Annotated in this window: 14 protein-coding genes; all 14 read left to right on the forward strand. The window is 71.4% G+C overall.

Annotated elements, in window-relative coordinates:
- Position 1 precedes the first annotated feature (1 nt).
- The 14 genes from OC439_RS27815 to OC439_RS27880 all read left to right on the forward strand — a co-directional run bounded on the left by OC439_RS27815 (position 2) and on the right by OC439_RS27880 (position 14791).
- Positions 2–808, forward strand: a complete 807-nt coding sequence (locus tag OC439_RS27815) for a ParA family protein (RefSeq protein WP_209961275.1) — start codon at positions 2–4, stop codon at positions 806–808.
- Positions 801–2309, forward strand: a complete 1509-nt coding sequence (locus OC439_RS27820; protein WP_262016010.1) for a CpaF family protein — start codon at positions 801–803, stop codon at positions 2307–2309. Before OC439_RS27815 ends, OC439_RS27820 begins: the two co-directional genes overlap by 8 nt.
- Complete coding sequence (locus OC439_RS27825; RefSeq protein ID WP_262016011.1) at positions 2306–3211, forward strand: type II secretion system F family protein; 906 nt, start codon at positions 2306–2308, stop codon at positions 3209–3211. Before OC439_RS27820 ends, OC439_RS27825 begins: the two co-directional genes overlap by 4 nt.
- Positions 3208–4065, forward strand: coding sequence for a type II secretion system F family protein (locus OC439_RS27830; protein WP_262016012.1), 858 nt, complete (start codon positions 3208–3210; stop codon positions 4063–4065). Before OC439_RS27825 ends, OC439_RS27830 begins: the two co-directional genes overlap by 4 nt.
- Before the next feature lie 31 nt (positions 4066–4096).
- Positions 4097–4297 (forward strand): hypothetical protein, encoded by a 201-nt coding sequence (locus tag OC439_RS27835; protein ID WP_262016013.1) that lies wholly within the window; start codon positions 4097–4099, stop codon positions 4295–4297.
- 83 nt (positions 4298–4380) lie between these two features.
- On the forward strand, positions 4381–4722 hold the full coding sequence (locus OC439_RS27840) for a TadE family protein (protein WP_262016014.1): 342 nt from the start codon (positions 4381–4383) through the stop codon (positions 4720–4722).
- Positions 4719–5153, forward strand: coding sequence for a TadE family protein (locus tag OC439_RS27845; protein WP_262016015.1), 435 nt, complete (start codon positions 4719–4721; stop codon positions 5151–5153). The genes OC439_RS27840 and OC439_RS27845 overlap by 4 nt, the downstream gene beginning before the upstream one ends.
- Positions 5150–5572, forward strand: a complete 423-nt coding sequence (locus tag OC439_RS27850) for a pilus assembly protein (protein WP_262016016.1) — start codon at positions 5150–5152, stop codon at positions 5570–5572. Before OC439_RS27845 ends, OC439_RS27850 begins: the two co-directional genes overlap by 4 nt.
- A gap of 20 nt (positions 5573–5592) precedes the next feature.
- The gene (locus tag OC439_RS27855) at positions 5593–9009 is read left to right on the forward strand and encodes a LysM peptidoglycan-binding domain-containing protein (protein WP_262016017.1); all 3417 of its coding nucleotides are present in this window, start codon (positions 5593–5595) and stop codon (positions 9007–9009) included.
- A 78-nt stretch (positions 9010–9087) separates the two neighbouring features.
- The gene (locus OC439_RS27860; RefSeq protein ID WP_262016018.1) at positions 9088–9468 is read left to right on the forward strand and encodes a hypothetical protein; all 381 of its coding nucleotides are present in this window, start codon (positions 9088–9090) and stop codon (positions 9466–9468) included.
- On the forward strand, positions 9465–10820 hold the full coding sequence (locus OC439_RS27865; RefSeq protein WP_262016019.1) for a hypothetical protein: 1356 nt from the start codon (positions 9465–9467) through the stop codon (positions 10818–10820). Before OC439_RS27860 ends, OC439_RS27865 begins: the two co-directional genes overlap by 4 nt.
- Before the next feature lie 221 nt (positions 10821–11041).
- Entirely contained in the window at positions 11042–12529 is a 1488-nt protein-coding gene (locus OC439_RS27870; protein WP_262016020.1) for a hypothetical protein, read from the forward strand.
- Between the two features lie 10 nt (positions 12530–12539).
- Positions 12540–13769, forward strand: a complete 1230-nt coding sequence (gene mycP / locus OC439_RS27875; RefSeq protein WP_262016021.1) for a type VII secretion-associated serine protease mycosin — start codon at positions 12540–12542, stop codon at positions 13767–13769.
- Between the two features lie 452 nt (positions 13770–14221).
- Entirely contained in the window at positions 14222–14791 is a 570-nt protein-coding gene (locus OC439_RS27880; RefSeq protein WP_262016022.1) for a hypothetical protein, read from the forward strand.
- Positions 14792–14794: the final 3 nt, after the last annotated feature.

Genomic DNA, 14794 nt, shown 5'->3' on the forward strand with positions numbered 1-14794 from the left:
CGTGGCGATCATCGCGATGGTCTCGGCCAAGGGCTCGCCCGGCGTCACCACCATGGCACTCGCCTGCACGCTTGCCTGGAGAGAACGCACGGTGCTGGCCGAGTGCGATCCCGCCGGCGGCAGCGTCCTCAGCGGCTACCTGTCCCGCCTCGAGATCCCACCCGTCGGCCTACTGCCGCTTGCCGCGGCTGCCCTCCGCGACCAGCTCGCCGAGACGTTCGCCGACCAGCTCGTCGACCTCGACGCGCGGGATCCGGGCCGACGACTCCTCCTGCCCGGCATCAACGACGCGGTCCAGTCCGGAACGCTGCGACCCACCTGGGAGATGCTGAGCGCGCACTTCGCCGACCTGGAGCGCGGCGAGCCGGGCTACGACGTCATCGCCGACTGCGGGCGGCTGGCCACCAACGCGCCGCCGTGGCCGCTGCTGTTCCGCGCCGACCTCGTGCTGCTCGTCGTACGCGCGGCGACCCTGCGCACCATCGCGCCGGCCGTCGGCGCGGCGGAGTTGCTGCGGCGGGAGCTGACGCAGCACGGCCAGGGGACGGGAGCGCTCGCCTTGGCGCTGATCGGTGACGGCCCCTACGGCCGGCGGGAGATCGAGCAGCGGCTGCAACTGCCGACGGTGGTCGAGCTGCCCGACGACCGGCGTACCGCCGAGGTGCTGAGCGACGGCGGCGGTCGGCTGCGCGGCAGCCAGCAGCTGCTGCGCGCCGCAGCGAGCGCCGAGTCCGCCGTACGCGAGGCGATCGCGCGGCGGCGCGTACACCTGGCTCCGACAGCATCGAGGGGGAGTGGCCGTGCCTGACGAGCGCCGACACAGCCGCCCGGCCCGGCCGGCAGCGGTCGACCGCGTCGCCGCCAACGGCCACCGCTGGCCGACCAACGGCACGTCCCCGGAAGCACCTCGGCTGCCGGCCGTTGATCAGCCGCAGACCATCGACTACGCGGCGGTGCGAATGCTGCGCGCCCGGGTCAGCGCGGAGCTGACCGCGGTGCTTCGGGAGACGCCCAACGTCTCCACCGAGCACCGCCAGGCCGAGGCGGAACGCATCGCGGCCCGCCTCGTCCGGGAGCACGTGGACACGCTGCACCAGGCCGGCCAACCAATCTCGCAGGCGGAGGAACATGCGCTGCTCGACGCGGTCGCCGCGGACATGTTCGGCCTCGGCCGACTACAGCAGCTGCTGGACCGGCCGGACATCGTGAACATTCACATCCTCGGCTGCGACAACGTCCGGATCGAGCACACCGACGGGCGGATCACGGTCGGCGAGCCGGTCGCGGAGACCGACAAGGAACTCGTCGACATGTTCCAGGTCCTGGCCATGCGCGCCGGCGCGACCGAGCGCTCGCTGTCCTCGACCAAGCCGTGGCTGGACATGCAACTGCCCGACGGCAGCCGGCTCACCGTCCTCATGCAGGTGTCGGTGCGTCCCTACGCGGCCATCCGTCGCCACACGCTGATGGACGTCAGCCTGGAGGATCTCCGCGACCGGTACGGCGCCGTCGACGACCTGATCTGCCGGTTCCTCAAGGCCGCCATGGCCGCCGGTCTCAACATCATGGTCGCCGGGCTGGCCGACGCAGGGAAGACCACCCTGCTACGCGGCCTGGCCCAGGAGATCCCCGACCGCGAGCAGTTCGTCACCCTGGAGGAGTCCCGCGAGCTCGGTCTGCACACCACCGGGCGGCACCGCTGGGCGATGAGCCTCGAATCCCGGGAGGGCCACGGCTCCCGAGGCGCCGACGGTCGGCCCGCCGGCGAGGTCACGATCATGGACATGATCCCGCTGACGCTGCGGATGTCCGTGCAACGGATCATCGTCGGCGAGGTCCGCTCCCGGGAAATCGTGCCGATGCTGCAGGCCATGGCCACCAGCAAAGGCTCCCTCTGCACCATCCACGCCCGGCACCCCCGCGCCGTGATGGACCGCGTCATCGAGCTGGCCCTGCAGCACGGGCCCGAGATGACCGCCGAGCTGGCGCGGCGGATGGCTGCCGGCGCGATCGACCTGATCGTGTACGTCAGCGTCGAGGACGAAACCAAGCTCGGCGGCCGCAAGCACCGGTACGTCTCCGACGTGCTCGAGGTGGGCGGAATGAGCGGCGACCAGCTCGTCACCACCCAGATCTTCGGCCCGGGCCCGGACGGACGCGGCGTGCCACGGCACCTGCCGGAACGGCTACGCGAACCGCTGCTGCGGGTCGGCTACGACCCCCGCCAGCTCACCGGCTACATCCAGCAGGGCGAGCACAACCACGGCGCCTGGAGCAGCCAGCTCGACACCCTGGCGAGGCGGCCATGAGCCCGCTCGACCTCGCCGCCGTGCTGGCGGGCATGCTCGCCGTCTCCGGCGCAGTCGTCGGCGTCCTCGGCGTCGTCGGGACCACCCGGCCACCCCGGCCGCCATCGGCGCTGCACCAGCAGGCACGCCGCTGGTGGACCGGGTCGGGACGCACCCGCCGGGAACAACGCGCCCACCAGATCAAGGTGGTGACGTCGGTCGTTGCCGGCGCGCTGACCTGGCTGCTGACCGGTTGGCCCGCCGCCGGCGTGATCATCGGCGTCGCCGTTCCCGGCGTACCGTGGCTGTTCGCCGCCGGTCGTGCCGAGAAACAGGCCGTGGCCCGCCTGGAAGCCGTCGAGGCCTGGACCCGCCGCCTGGCCGACATCGTGGCCCGTGGCATCGGCCTGCAGCAGGCCGTCGTTGCGACCGCCGCGACCGCGCCGCAGCTCATCGAGCAAGAGGTCCGTGACCTGGCCGCGCGTCTGCAGGGCAGCGGCGATCCGATCGCCGCGCTGCAACAGATGGCCGACGACCTCAACGACTACACGGCCGATCAGGTCATCGCGCCGTTGATGCTTCACGTCACGGACCGCGGCGAAGGCCTGCATGAGGTGTTGAACGCGATCAGCCGGTCCATCGCCGCCGAGATCGAGATGCGCTCGACCGTCGACGCCAAGCGCGAGGGCCCACGCTTCGCCGTGCGGTTCCTGACCGGCATGACCGTCCTGGTGCTGGCGTACGGGGTGATCAACCCGCACTACCTCCAGCCGTACGGCAGCGTGCTCGGCCAGCTCGTGCTGCTGTTCCTCGCCGGCCTCTACGTCGTGCTCATGACCTCGGTACGCAAGCTCAGCCTGCCGCCCCGGCGGGAGCGGCTGCTCCCGCCTGCCGAGGTCCAGACACTGGGAGCGACGGCATGACCAACGGCTACGTCACCGCCATGGTCATCGCCGGCGGGATGACCGGCCTCGGGGTGTTCCTGCTGGTCGTGCAACTGATCCCCGCCCCGCCGGCGCTCGGCCCCGCACTCCGCCGCCTCCAGCCGCTTACCTCGACGAACACCCCGGCGGCCGGCGTCAACTGGCTCCGGCGCCGGTTCACCGTGCCGCACGCCGACCTGCGGCTGCTGGGCCGCAGCACCGACCAGTACTTCCTCACGCTCGGGCTGTCGGCGCTGTTCTGCCTCATCCTGCCGGCGCTCATCACCATCGCGGTCGCGGCGCTACGCGTACCGATTCCGGTCGTCATCCCGGCGGGCGGGACTGTCGCCGCCGCGCTGGCCGGCGCGGCGCTGGCCCACCGGGAGGTCGTCGCCAAGGCCGCCGTCGCCCGCGCCGAGTTCAGCCGCGCCATGTGCACCTACCTGGACCTCGCCGCCCACCAGGTCCTCGGCGGACACGGCCCGGTCGAGTCGCTCGACCGCGCCGCCAGCGTCTGCCACGGCTGGGTCTTCGCCCGCATCCGCGAGGCCCTGCTCGGCGCCCAGCTGCAGCTCCGACCGCCGTGGGACGAGCTGAAGGCCCTCGGCCGGGACATCGAGGTCATCGAGCTCGGCGACCTGGCCGACATCATGCGCACCGCCGGCAACGAAGGCGCCAGCGTCCACCAGACGCTGCGCGCACGCGCCGACTCGATGCGGGACCGGATCCGCACCGACGCGCTCGCCCAGGCGGAGCTACGCACCAACAAGCTCGACATCCCCGCCGCCGCGCTGATCCTCGTCCTCCTCGTCCTCATCGGCTACCCGTTCATGGCCCGCCTGTTCGTCCGCTGACACCGGCACCACCCACACGGAGGGAACCGCCATGCACACCATCCACGACGTCCTCGCGCAGCTGGCCACAAACTGGCAGCGCATGACCGACCCGGCCGAGGCCGAGCGCGGCGACAGCCCGGTCGGCACCGCCGTCATCACCGCGATCCTCGTCGCCGGTGCCGTTGTCGTCGGCGGGGCGATCGTTGCCGTCGCCAACGGCTGGGTCGCGCTCATCCCGACGCAGCCGTGACGCAGCCCCTGGCCACCGCCCGTCCGCGTCCCACCCGGCGCGGGCGGGCCGCCCGGTGGCACCACGATCGGGGCAGCTCGCCGGTGGAGTTCGCCGTCATCGCGCTGCCGATGCTCCTGCTGACCTTTGCCGTCGTGCAGACCGGGCTGGTCTACTTCGCCCAGTCGATCGCGCTGGGCGCAGCCACCCAGGGCGTGAACGCCGCACGGGGTTACCAGTCGACTGCCGCGGCCGGTGAGGCACGTGCCGCCGCCTTCCTCTCGACCGCCGGCGCGGGCCTGGACGACCAACAGGTCGTCGTCACCCGCACCGGGTCGGAGGTGCGGGTCACCGTCACCGGTGAGGCAATCACCGTGTTTCCCGGGCTCAACTGGACGATCAGCAAGACCGCACACGGTCCCGTCGAGCGGCCGACCTCGCCATGAGCACCCGGCGGAACCGCGCGCAGCGCGGCTCGGTGAGCATCGAGATGGCCGTGGTCGCACCGGCCATCCTGGCGCTGTTCGCCGGCGCCGTCATCGGCGGTCGGGTCAACATCGCCCGCCAGGCGCTCGAGGCTGCCGCGTACGACGCCGCACGCACCGCGTCGCTGGCCCGTACCGCCGGCGAGGCGAACGAGCAGGCGACGGCCGCCGCCGACTCGACGCTTGATGCGCAGGGGCTGAGTTGCACCAGCCTGGAGGTCACCATCTCCACTACCGGGTTCGAGGTGCCGGTCGGGCAGACCGCCACCGTCACCGCCACGGTCAGCTGCACTGCGACGTTCTCCGACGTCGCGCTGCCCGGCATGCCCGGCACCGTGCCACTCGAGGCCTCCTTCACCAGCCCGCTCGACACGTACCGGAGCAGAACGTGACCACCCTCCGCCGACGCCTGCGCGGCGACGACGGCCGGGTCACGGTCTGGTTCGCCGTCCTCGTGCCCGCCTTCCTCGCCCTGATCGGCCTCGTCGTCGACGGCGGCGCCAAGGTGCGGGCCTACCAGCGCGCCGACAACATCGCCGCCGAGGCGGCCCGCGCCGGCGGGCAGGCGATCAAGGCCGGCCAGGCGATCGACGGCGGCAACAAGGAGATTGAGCCCTCAGTCGCCGCCGACGCCGTACAGGCGTACCTCGACGACCTCGACGGGGTCACCGGCTCGGTCACCGTCGACGGCGCGCAGCAGCTCACCGTGACCGTCACGGTCACCTACAACCCGATCCTGCTCGACCTGTTCGCCGGGGGAGCAGGCACGACCGTGACCGGCCGCGCGACCGCCACTTTGGTCGCGCAATAGCAGCCCGCGAAGGAGCAACAGTGGCACGCACCGCACCCGCCACCGGCCGCGGCCGGCAAGTACTCGCCGGCGTCGGCGCGCTCGCCGTGGTCGCGGTGACCGCTGCCCTGCCCGCGCTGCTCATCTGGGCCGCCGGCAACCCGCTGCCCCGCCTGGGCGGGTGGCTCTCGACGCTTACCGACGCTCCCGGTGCTGCCGCCGGGCAGTTCTGGCAGGCGCTCAGCAGCCGGGACGACGGGGACCTGTTCCTGCAAACGTTGACGCTGATCGGCTGGATCGCAGCGCTCCTGGCCGCGTGGACCTGGGTCACCTTCCTCGTCGCCCTGGTGGTGGAGACTGTCGCGCAATTGCGCGCACGCCGTCGGGGACAGGTGCCGCGCAACGCCGCCCGGATCCCGGGGGCACGGTTCCAACAACGCGTGGCCGCCGCGTTGATCGCGGCCATTCTCGGCGCCATCGCCGCGCCGACCCTGGCCTCCGCCGCCGCGCCAGCCGCCCTCACCACGCCGGCGGTGGCCGCACCCCGCTCCGACCACGTGGTGGCCAAACCCACCGCGCCGGTGGACGCCACGACCACCACCGGGTACGTGGAACATCCGGTCGAGCGCGGCGAGAGCCTGCTCGACATCGCTGAGGCGTACAACGTGCCCTGGCAACGCCTGGCCGAGGCCAACCACGGCCTCGCGCAGCCGGACGGCCGCAGCCTCCAGCCCGGCAACACCCGGGTGTACGCCGGCTGGACGCTCCGGATCCCCATCGTCGCGTCCCCGGTGGCCAGGACCGTGCAGGCACCGGGACGGCTCGTCTACGAGGTGGCGCGCGGCGACTGGCTGGCCGGTGTCGCCGAGCGTTTCCTCGGTGACGCCGACCGCTACCCGGAACTCGTGGCCATCAACTCCGACCTTGAGCGGCGTGACTACCGGTTCCCTGACCATATTGAACGCGGGTGGCGGATCACGCTGCCGGCGGAGGCTCGCGATCGCGGCGCCGGCGACCACGCCCGGGGCCGGGTCGTTGTCGATAGCCGCACCCGGCCCACCCCGAGTGCTCCCGAAGCCGGCAGCGAGCCGGCGCCGAGCGTTCCGGAGACCGAGGCCGAGGGTGAGCCGCCCTCCTCCCGTTCGCCGGACCGCGGCGGGAGCGAGCCGATCCCCCCAACTTCATCCGCGCAGGCTCGACCGAGCGATGCTCCGACGCCGCCCACTTCAGCCAGCTCGTCTTCGACGACTGCACGTCCAGGCGGCGAGGCCGGGGCGGCAGATCCGGCACGCGAGCCCGGGCCGGCGGGCGACGACAGCGCCAGCGACGCCATCGTGTTGGGATCACTCGCCGGAGCGGGCCTGCTCTCGGCGCTGTTGCTGACCGCAGTGTTCCGCCGTCGACGCAGTCAGAGGCAGCACCGCCGGCCCGGCCGCCGACTACCGCACCCTCGCGGTGGCGCCACGGAACGCATCCTGCGCGTGGCCGAGCAACCCGCCGACGTCGACCGGCTCGACCTCGCCCTGCGCAGCCTCGCCGCGGCGCTGGCGGAGCGGGAACAACCAGTGCCGGACATCGCCGCTGCGTGGATCGTCGACCAGGCCGTCACGCTCGTGCTCACCGAGCCCTGTCCTCAGCCACCCCCACCGTGGGTCGAGGACGGCGCTCAGTGGACCCTGCCCGGGGACGCGGCCGTGCCTGCCGTCGCCGAGCAGCTCGCACCGCTGCCCACCCTCGTTGCGGTAGGATCGCAGCCCGGCCGGCATCTGCTGCTCGACCTCGAACGACTCGGCGAGCTGACCATCGCCGGTGACGGTGAACAGACGGCTGCCCTGCTGCGCTACCTGGCCTGCGAACTCGCCTGCAACACCTGGTCGGACGATGTCGAGGTCATCATCGCCGGCTTCCCGGCGCCGGAGACCGAACTGCTCGTCGCTCTCAACCCGGACCGCGTCCGCGCGGCGTCGTCGGTTCACGAGGCCGTCCCACGGCTGCGACGGCGGGCCGCCGCGGTGACGGCCGGCCTGCACGCGTCCGGGGCGCCCGACACCCTCGCCGGTCGCCTCACCGACGTCGGCGAGGCCTGGGCGCCCCAGGTGCTGCTCGTCGCCGAGCCCGACGAGGACGACCTCGACGTGCTCCACGAATTCGGAAAGGAGCTGCGCGGCGTCGGCAGGTGCGCCGTCGCCGTCGTCAGCACCACCGGCGCCCTCACCGCCACCGCCTCGAGCACCGTCGTTCTGGACGAGGAAGGCCGGCTCCGCCTCGCGTTGCCATACCTCCAGGTCGAGGGGGCACCAGCCGGCCTACCTGTACGCGAACTGGAGCCGCTCGTCGAGATCATGGCGCAGGCCCGGGCGGCGACTGACGAATCGACTCCGCAGGCCCCGGAGCCGGAGGAGTGGGCGGAGGACAGCGACGCCGCCGGGTCAGTGCTTGACCTCCTCACTGGTGGCGTGCCAGCGACCCCGAGAACGGCCCCGGCCGAAACCCGCCTGTCGGCACCGGCGGATCCCATCGTCGCCATACCTACCCTGGACCGACCTCGCACAGCCGGCGTCACCCCGCGCCGAGAGGTCACCGCTGCGATCCGCCAACGACGCCGCCAGGCTGACCCGGATCTCGACACTGATCTGCGGTCCTGGCGCGAGCAGGACCCGACGCGCCCGCGCGTCAGCGTGCTCGGGCCTGTCGTCGTTGACGCGCCCGGCCCAGTTCCGGACCAGCGTCGGCGCTTCCACGGCGAGCTCATCGTCTACCTCGCCCAGCGTGGCGCCCGTGGAGCCTCCGCCGAGCAGCTCACCGACGCACTGTGGCCCGACCAGCAGGTCAAGGACGCCAGCCGCCGGGTGGCCATCACGCGAGCCCGCCGCTGGCTGGGCGAGGCGCCTGACGGCACTTCCTGGCTGCCCGAGATGGGCTCCGATCGGCTCTATCGACTGCGCAACGGCTACCTGCTGGACTGGCATCTGTTCCGCCGACTGCGCAGTCGCGGCGAGAGCCGCGGAGTGGCCGGCGTCAAGGACCTACGCGCCGCGTTGGAGCTCGTCCGAGGCGCACCGCTCGACGGCGCCGAGCGCGCCTACGCCGTGGGCACCCGCAACCCGTTCACCTGGCTGCCCGAGTCCGACATCTACCCGGGTCACCTCACCTCCGCGATCGTGGACACCGCGCACGAACTGGCCGAGCTGTACCTCGATGCCGGTGACCCGACCGGTGCTCGGTGGGCCGTACAGCAGGCCTGGCTGGCCGACCCGGAGCGCGGCGACGACGGACCGTGGCACGACATCATGCGGGCCGCCCACGCCGAGGGACACACCGCTGAGCTGCGGAATCTGCTGGGCGAGCTGATGCGGGTCCGCGAGGCCGAGGTGCCGGAGGACCTGGCCCCTGCCACGTACGCCCTGCTGCGCGAGCTTCTGCCCGATCTGCTTACAGCCAGCACCAGCAGCGGATGACGCGAGGCTTGCAAACGACCCCAGCTGACCGACCGATTGGAGTGGACGACCTTGCTGACATCGAATCAAGCCCACGGCATGGACTACATCGAGGCGACGAAGGAGCTGTGCGCCGACAGCGCGCATGCCTGGGACGACACCACCGCAGCCGGTGCCGTCCAGCTTGCGATCGAGGCATGGAAGCGCCTCTCCGGGACCGACATCGCCTGGGACCACTTCGGCCTGGAGATGCTCGACATCCGTGCGCGGCTGTACGCCGACCACGATGACGTGGTGGTCGACGCCGCGGCGCCGGCGCGCGACGACATCGAAACCCGCCACGCAGTCGCGACGCTGGTGGAGCACCTTGCCCGCTATCACGAACACCTCGCTGCCAGCGGCGGTGATGACCTTGCCCTGCGGCTAGACCACGACGCCGCCGCCCAGCAGCTGCGACGCGCGGCGGCGGCTCTGGCATGACGATCGGCCACTGGCACAGCAGGGCCGACCGGGCACTGCGCGCCGCGGCCACGGCGATGCGTCAGCATCCGCCGGATTCCGCAGCAGACATCAACGCGGTGGTCAACGCCCGGTCCGCTGTCTACGCGCAGCTGATCCGGGCAACCGAGCTGCTGGCCGGGGGCCGTCCGGCGGTGGAGGAACTGGATCGGGCCGGTGCCACGGCACTGATGACCAGGCGCGGACAGCGACTTACCCAGTTCTACGCGGGCCTCCGCGCAGCCGCACTTGTCGACCGGCAGTTTCCCCTGTCCGGCAGCAGGGTGAGCGCTGAACCGGCACGGTCGCTGCGCCGTGCCGCGAACGCCGTCGGCGTGATCGGTGACATCCTCGCCTGCCACGTGCCCCCAGGTCAGCGGCCTTCGACCCCGGAGGGGTTTGCGATCCGGCGAGGAGGCGGCGTTTCGTCCGGCCTCGCTGACGTCGCCAGGCTCACGTCGGGCCTCGTGGTGCTCGACATGGCGTTGCCCGGATGGCTCGACCACGGACGAGGGCATCTGACCGAGATCTACCGTCCGGTGGCGGAGGCCGCCCGGTGGACGGCGAACAGCGGCCTCGCCAGGACAGCACGAGCTCTGGTCGTTGCAGGTAAAGGGCAGCCGTCCCTGCACGGGCTTGATGTCGCGCGTTCGCCGCTCGATCCGGCACCCGACATCCGTACCGTTGACGACGCCGTCGCGGCCGTCGCGGCCGCGCGTAGCTGGCTGTGGCAGCACCCGCAGCAAGTCGCCGGAGTTCACCTGCAGCTCGGCACTCAGCTCGGCTTGGCCGTGCGCGTCGCCACCAGCGCCCCGACGAAGGTGGACGGTTGGCGGCGTGCCGCCATTGCCGCTGCCGAGTTGCGGGCCACCCCACCGGTCGGTCCGGCCCGCGACGCTGCCGGGGAACTGGCGGAGGCGTTGCGGTGGACACGGTCGCACCTGACAGACGGGGCCGACGGGAAAACCCGGGAGCTCATGCGTCTGCATGCCGAGCTGCCGTTCCTGGCTGCGACCCTGCACAGAGGGCTATCCGCAGCGGTGCGCCGTGGTGACCTGTTCATCAAGGCCGAGGGCGCCCTGACGCGTCCGGCTGGCTCACTCGTCTTCCGTGCCGTCGAGCGGTGGCGACCCGCCAGGAGCCACGATGATCTGGTCCAGGATCTCGGCCGAGGACTGCTGGAGCGTCTTGACCTGGAGAACGCCGACGATCTCGGGAGGGCTGCGGCGCGTGCTTTCCCTCGCCCACCCCGCCCTCGGTCTCAGATCGACCAGTCCTCGAACCCGCCGACGGTCGAGGCGACGCCGAGTCGAGGTCGTGGGCGGTCACGCTGAGCCCGGCCGGTAACGGACCGTGCCTGTGGCTGCTCTCTGGATTGGATCGACTACTGTAGGCTCTCGTCATCTCGGGGGAGGGCGTTCAGTGGTGCAATTCCAGCTCGTGCCGCGGCCGTGCATCGCCGTCGGTCTAGGAGACAACCCGATTCAGATCGTCCCTCTGCAGTCGAGGTGCTGGGTCATGCGCCCGGCCTCCTCCCAGCCTGAGGGGGTCGGCCATGGGCACCTGGGAGCAGTGCGTACGTGAGGTGACGCTGTCGGCGGACCCGGACCTGGTCGGTGAGGTGGGCGTCGGCTGGAACAACCTCTCCACCACCCTGGGATACCTACGGGATGCGTTGGTCGGACGTTCCTTCGTCGGTCCGATCGCGTCGGGCGCCGTGCGTCCACACACCGATGGACTGCCCGGCCTGCTCGCCGGCTGGACCGGCAGCGGAGGCGACGCGTACCGCGAGCACCTGAGCGACATCGGCCGCAGCATCGAGGACCTGATCACCATCGCGAGCAACGTCGGTGGCGCGCTGTCGCGGATCGAGGGTGACATCCGTAAGGCGGTTGCGAGCATCCCGATTCCCCTGATGGACGATTTCGGTGTCAACGAGTGGAGCCTGCCCAACGGCGGTGAGCTCGACGACGCCAACGACGGCGAGAACGCCTCCGGCTTTTTGGCTGCGCTGCGGGCGGACTACCGGACCGATCCTTCGTCGTACGCCGACGGCGCCTTCCGGGAGAAAGCCGACGACCTGGAGGCGACGATGAAGGTCGACGGCCGGGCCGGTGACCAGAAGCGGGGCGGCCTGTGGGATACCAGTTCGCACTTGAACAACTGGTACCGGGACAACCAGCAGGTGGCCAACAGCGCAATGGCCCCGCTGCCGCAGGCACTGGAGACCGAGCGGCCGCGGCTCGACGTACCGGAGTTCGACGAGCGTGGCAACTCTGACGGGTTCCGTCCTCGCATTCCTCCGTCTGGCGACACCCCTGCCGGATTGGACGGCGGCGTCGGGGCAGGCGGCGCCCCCGCAATCGGTGGTGGCTCCGGGTACGGCGGCGGTGGGGCTTCCCTCGGCGCTACGGGCATCAGCGGTGGAGCCTCCTCCGGTGGTAGCCATTCCTCGGTCTCAGTGCCGTTGACCAGTGGCAGCTTTGGTAGCGACCTCGCCGGCGGCGGCGAGGGCACCGCTCCTTCGCCTCGGGCCGGCGATCCGGTCGCGGACCTGGGTCTCGGCACCAGCCTGGCCGGTGCCGGCGGACCGATCGCCCTCGGCGGTGGCCCCGGCGGTTCGCCGATCCCGGGTCTCGGCGGCCACAGCCCGCTCGGTATCGGAGCCGGACCCGGGCTCGGTTTGCCGAGCGGGATCGGCGGCGCCGGCTTCGGTGCCGGGGGTGGGCTCGGCGTCGGTGGGGGTGGTCCCGTCGTCGGCGGTCAGATCAGCCCGGCCGGCATCCCCGGCATGGTCGGCGGTGGCAACGGTCGAGTCCCGCCGATGACCAGCGCCGCCAGCGCCCTGCGTAACGCCGCCGGTGGTGGTCGTGCCGGCACCGGTGCGGGCGGTTCGCGTGGCAGCGCCGGCGGAATGATCGGTGGCGTCGGACGGGAGAGCGGCGCCGAGGACGACGGCGCCGGTCCGGAGTCGTTGTGGTTGACTGAGGACGGCGATCCGTGGGGCCGTGATGACACCGGTTCCCCCGGCATTCTGCGATGAGGACGGACAGATGAGCGTGAATGCCGGCATGCTCCGGTCGGTCGCGGCCGGCCTGCTGAGCGTGCTGCTGGTCGGTGCCGCCGCCCAGCCTGCTGTCGCCGCGCCGCAGCGGGCGGAGCAGTGGTACCTGGACGAGCTTCGCATCGACCAGGTGCGCAAGCTGTCGACCGGTCGCGGCGTGATCGTCGGGGTGGTGGACAGCGGCGTCGACGCCACCCACCCGGACCTCCGGGGCCGGGTGCTTCCCGGCGGTCGCAGCTTTGGCGCGACCGGGGACGGTCGCGCCGACGAGGACGGTCATGGCACTCATATGGCCGGCATCATCGCGGCGACGAACGCGGCCGCCGACGGTGTGGACGGGATCGCCCCAGGCGCCAGGATTCTCCCTATCAAGATTAAAAAGGGCAAGGGACGGGCCAGCAGTCAAGCGGTGGCCCAGGGCATCCGGATGGCCGTCGATGGCGGAGCCACGGTGGTCAACGTGTCCGTCGGCGGGGCGGCTGCGGCATCGCCGGGGGAGAAGGAGGCCATTACGTACGCCCTTGCAAAGGACGTCGTCGTGGTCGTCTCCGCCGGCAACATCGCCAAGGGTGAGAAGGCCGTCACCTCGCCGGCCAACATTCCCGGCGTCATCGCGGTGACCGGCACGACCCGTGGCGGAGCCTTCTGGTCCGGCTCTGTGCAGGGCCCGGAAGCCGCGGTGTCGGCTCCTGGCGACGGCATCTTCAACATCGGCCCGAACCACGGCTACGGCTGGGGCGACGGCACTTCGGACTCCGCCGCCATCGTCTCCGGTGTTGCGGCCTTGATCCGGTCGAAGTACCCGGATCTCGACGCGGCAAATGTCATCAACAGGATCATCCGGACGGCCCGTGACGCTGGCCCGGCGGGTCGTGATCCGCAGTACGGCTTCGGTCTCATCGACCCAGTGGCCGCGTTGACAGCCGACGTGCCGGTGGTCTCCGAGAATCCCTTGCTCGGCCCGACGCCCCCGGCTACCGGTGCGGACCAGGCAGCCGGGGACGACAACTTCGACGTCACCAGGTATGGCGACCAGGGTGGCCCGAGCGACCAGCAGGTTGCCGTGATCGCCGGTGGCGCCGGCCTGGTGGTTCTCATCCTGCTGATGTTGACGATCTTCCTCATCTGGAACCGCCGACGCCACAGGGCCGAGGAAGCCGTACGCCACGACCTGGCTGATGAGCTGCCCTCCGCGGGATTCTCTCGCCAGTCGCATTGATCCGTCATCGTCGGGCGGGCCGATGCGGGCGCTGGTGGACCGATCTGCGGCGATCACTCAGGGCGGCGAGGCGGTGACACGCGTTGATAGGGTCGTCGCCATGGTGGCGTTGCGACGGAAGGACGCATCCGTCGCGCGTGCGCACAACCTGAGCGCAACGTCTGACACGACCGGGCAGAGAGGACAAACCCGATGATTCCCGGGTCGCGAGAGCCAGCTGCTCCCGAGGCCGCGAACCATAGTCATGACGTCGATGTCCATTCGCCTGACCGGTCCGTTCGCATCGCTGCTTCAAGGCGGGGTGACATCGCGGTCGAGGTCGACGGTCTGCACCGGCACACGGACGAGTCGTTGGCCCGCCAGGTGAGAGCCGCCGCCAGGGTCGCATTGGCGTCGCTGCAGCGGCCGGTACGTGAGGTGGACGCGCCGGTACGCGACCAGCGGTCCGGTTGGTGAGCGGCCCCATGAGCAAGAAGGCGCTGATCGCCGCGGCTGCCGTTGCCGTCGTGGCGCTCGGCCTGGTCGGTCTGTGGCGCTGGGGCCCGCTCGGCGACGACGCAGCCGTTCCGTCGTGCGGTGATGTGGCCGACGCCCTACCGGAGATGGTGTCCGGGTCGTGGACGCTGACACGTACCGAACCGAAGCGCGATGTCGACCGGTCCCGGGTGCGATGCGAGTTCGACTTCACATCGGCCGACCAGGCCTACCGGGGCAGGATCCTGCTGAGCCTGATCGAGAGCGACGACGAGGCGTTTCTCCGCAGCACGGCCACGTCGGGCCCGTGTGACGGTGAGGCGGTCCCGAACCCGAGCGCGCCCCGGTACGAGGTAGCCCGCTCCTGCGCACAGCGGATCAACGACAAGATCTTTACGAGTGTGCTCCTGGCCTCCGACCGGCGCTACGCCCACATCCTCGCGGACTTCAGCAGCCCTGATCGTCCGCTCGAGCAGGTCATCGCGTACACGAACACCAGCGCGCAGCGCATCGCCGACCGGGCTATGACCCTCAACGCCACTGACTAGGAG

Source organism: Micromonospora sp. Mcm103, from assembly GCF_024519755.1.
Taxonomy (GTDB): Bacteria; Actinomycetota; Actinomycetes; order Mycobacteriales; family Micromonosporaceae; genus Micromonospora; species Micromonospora aurantiaca.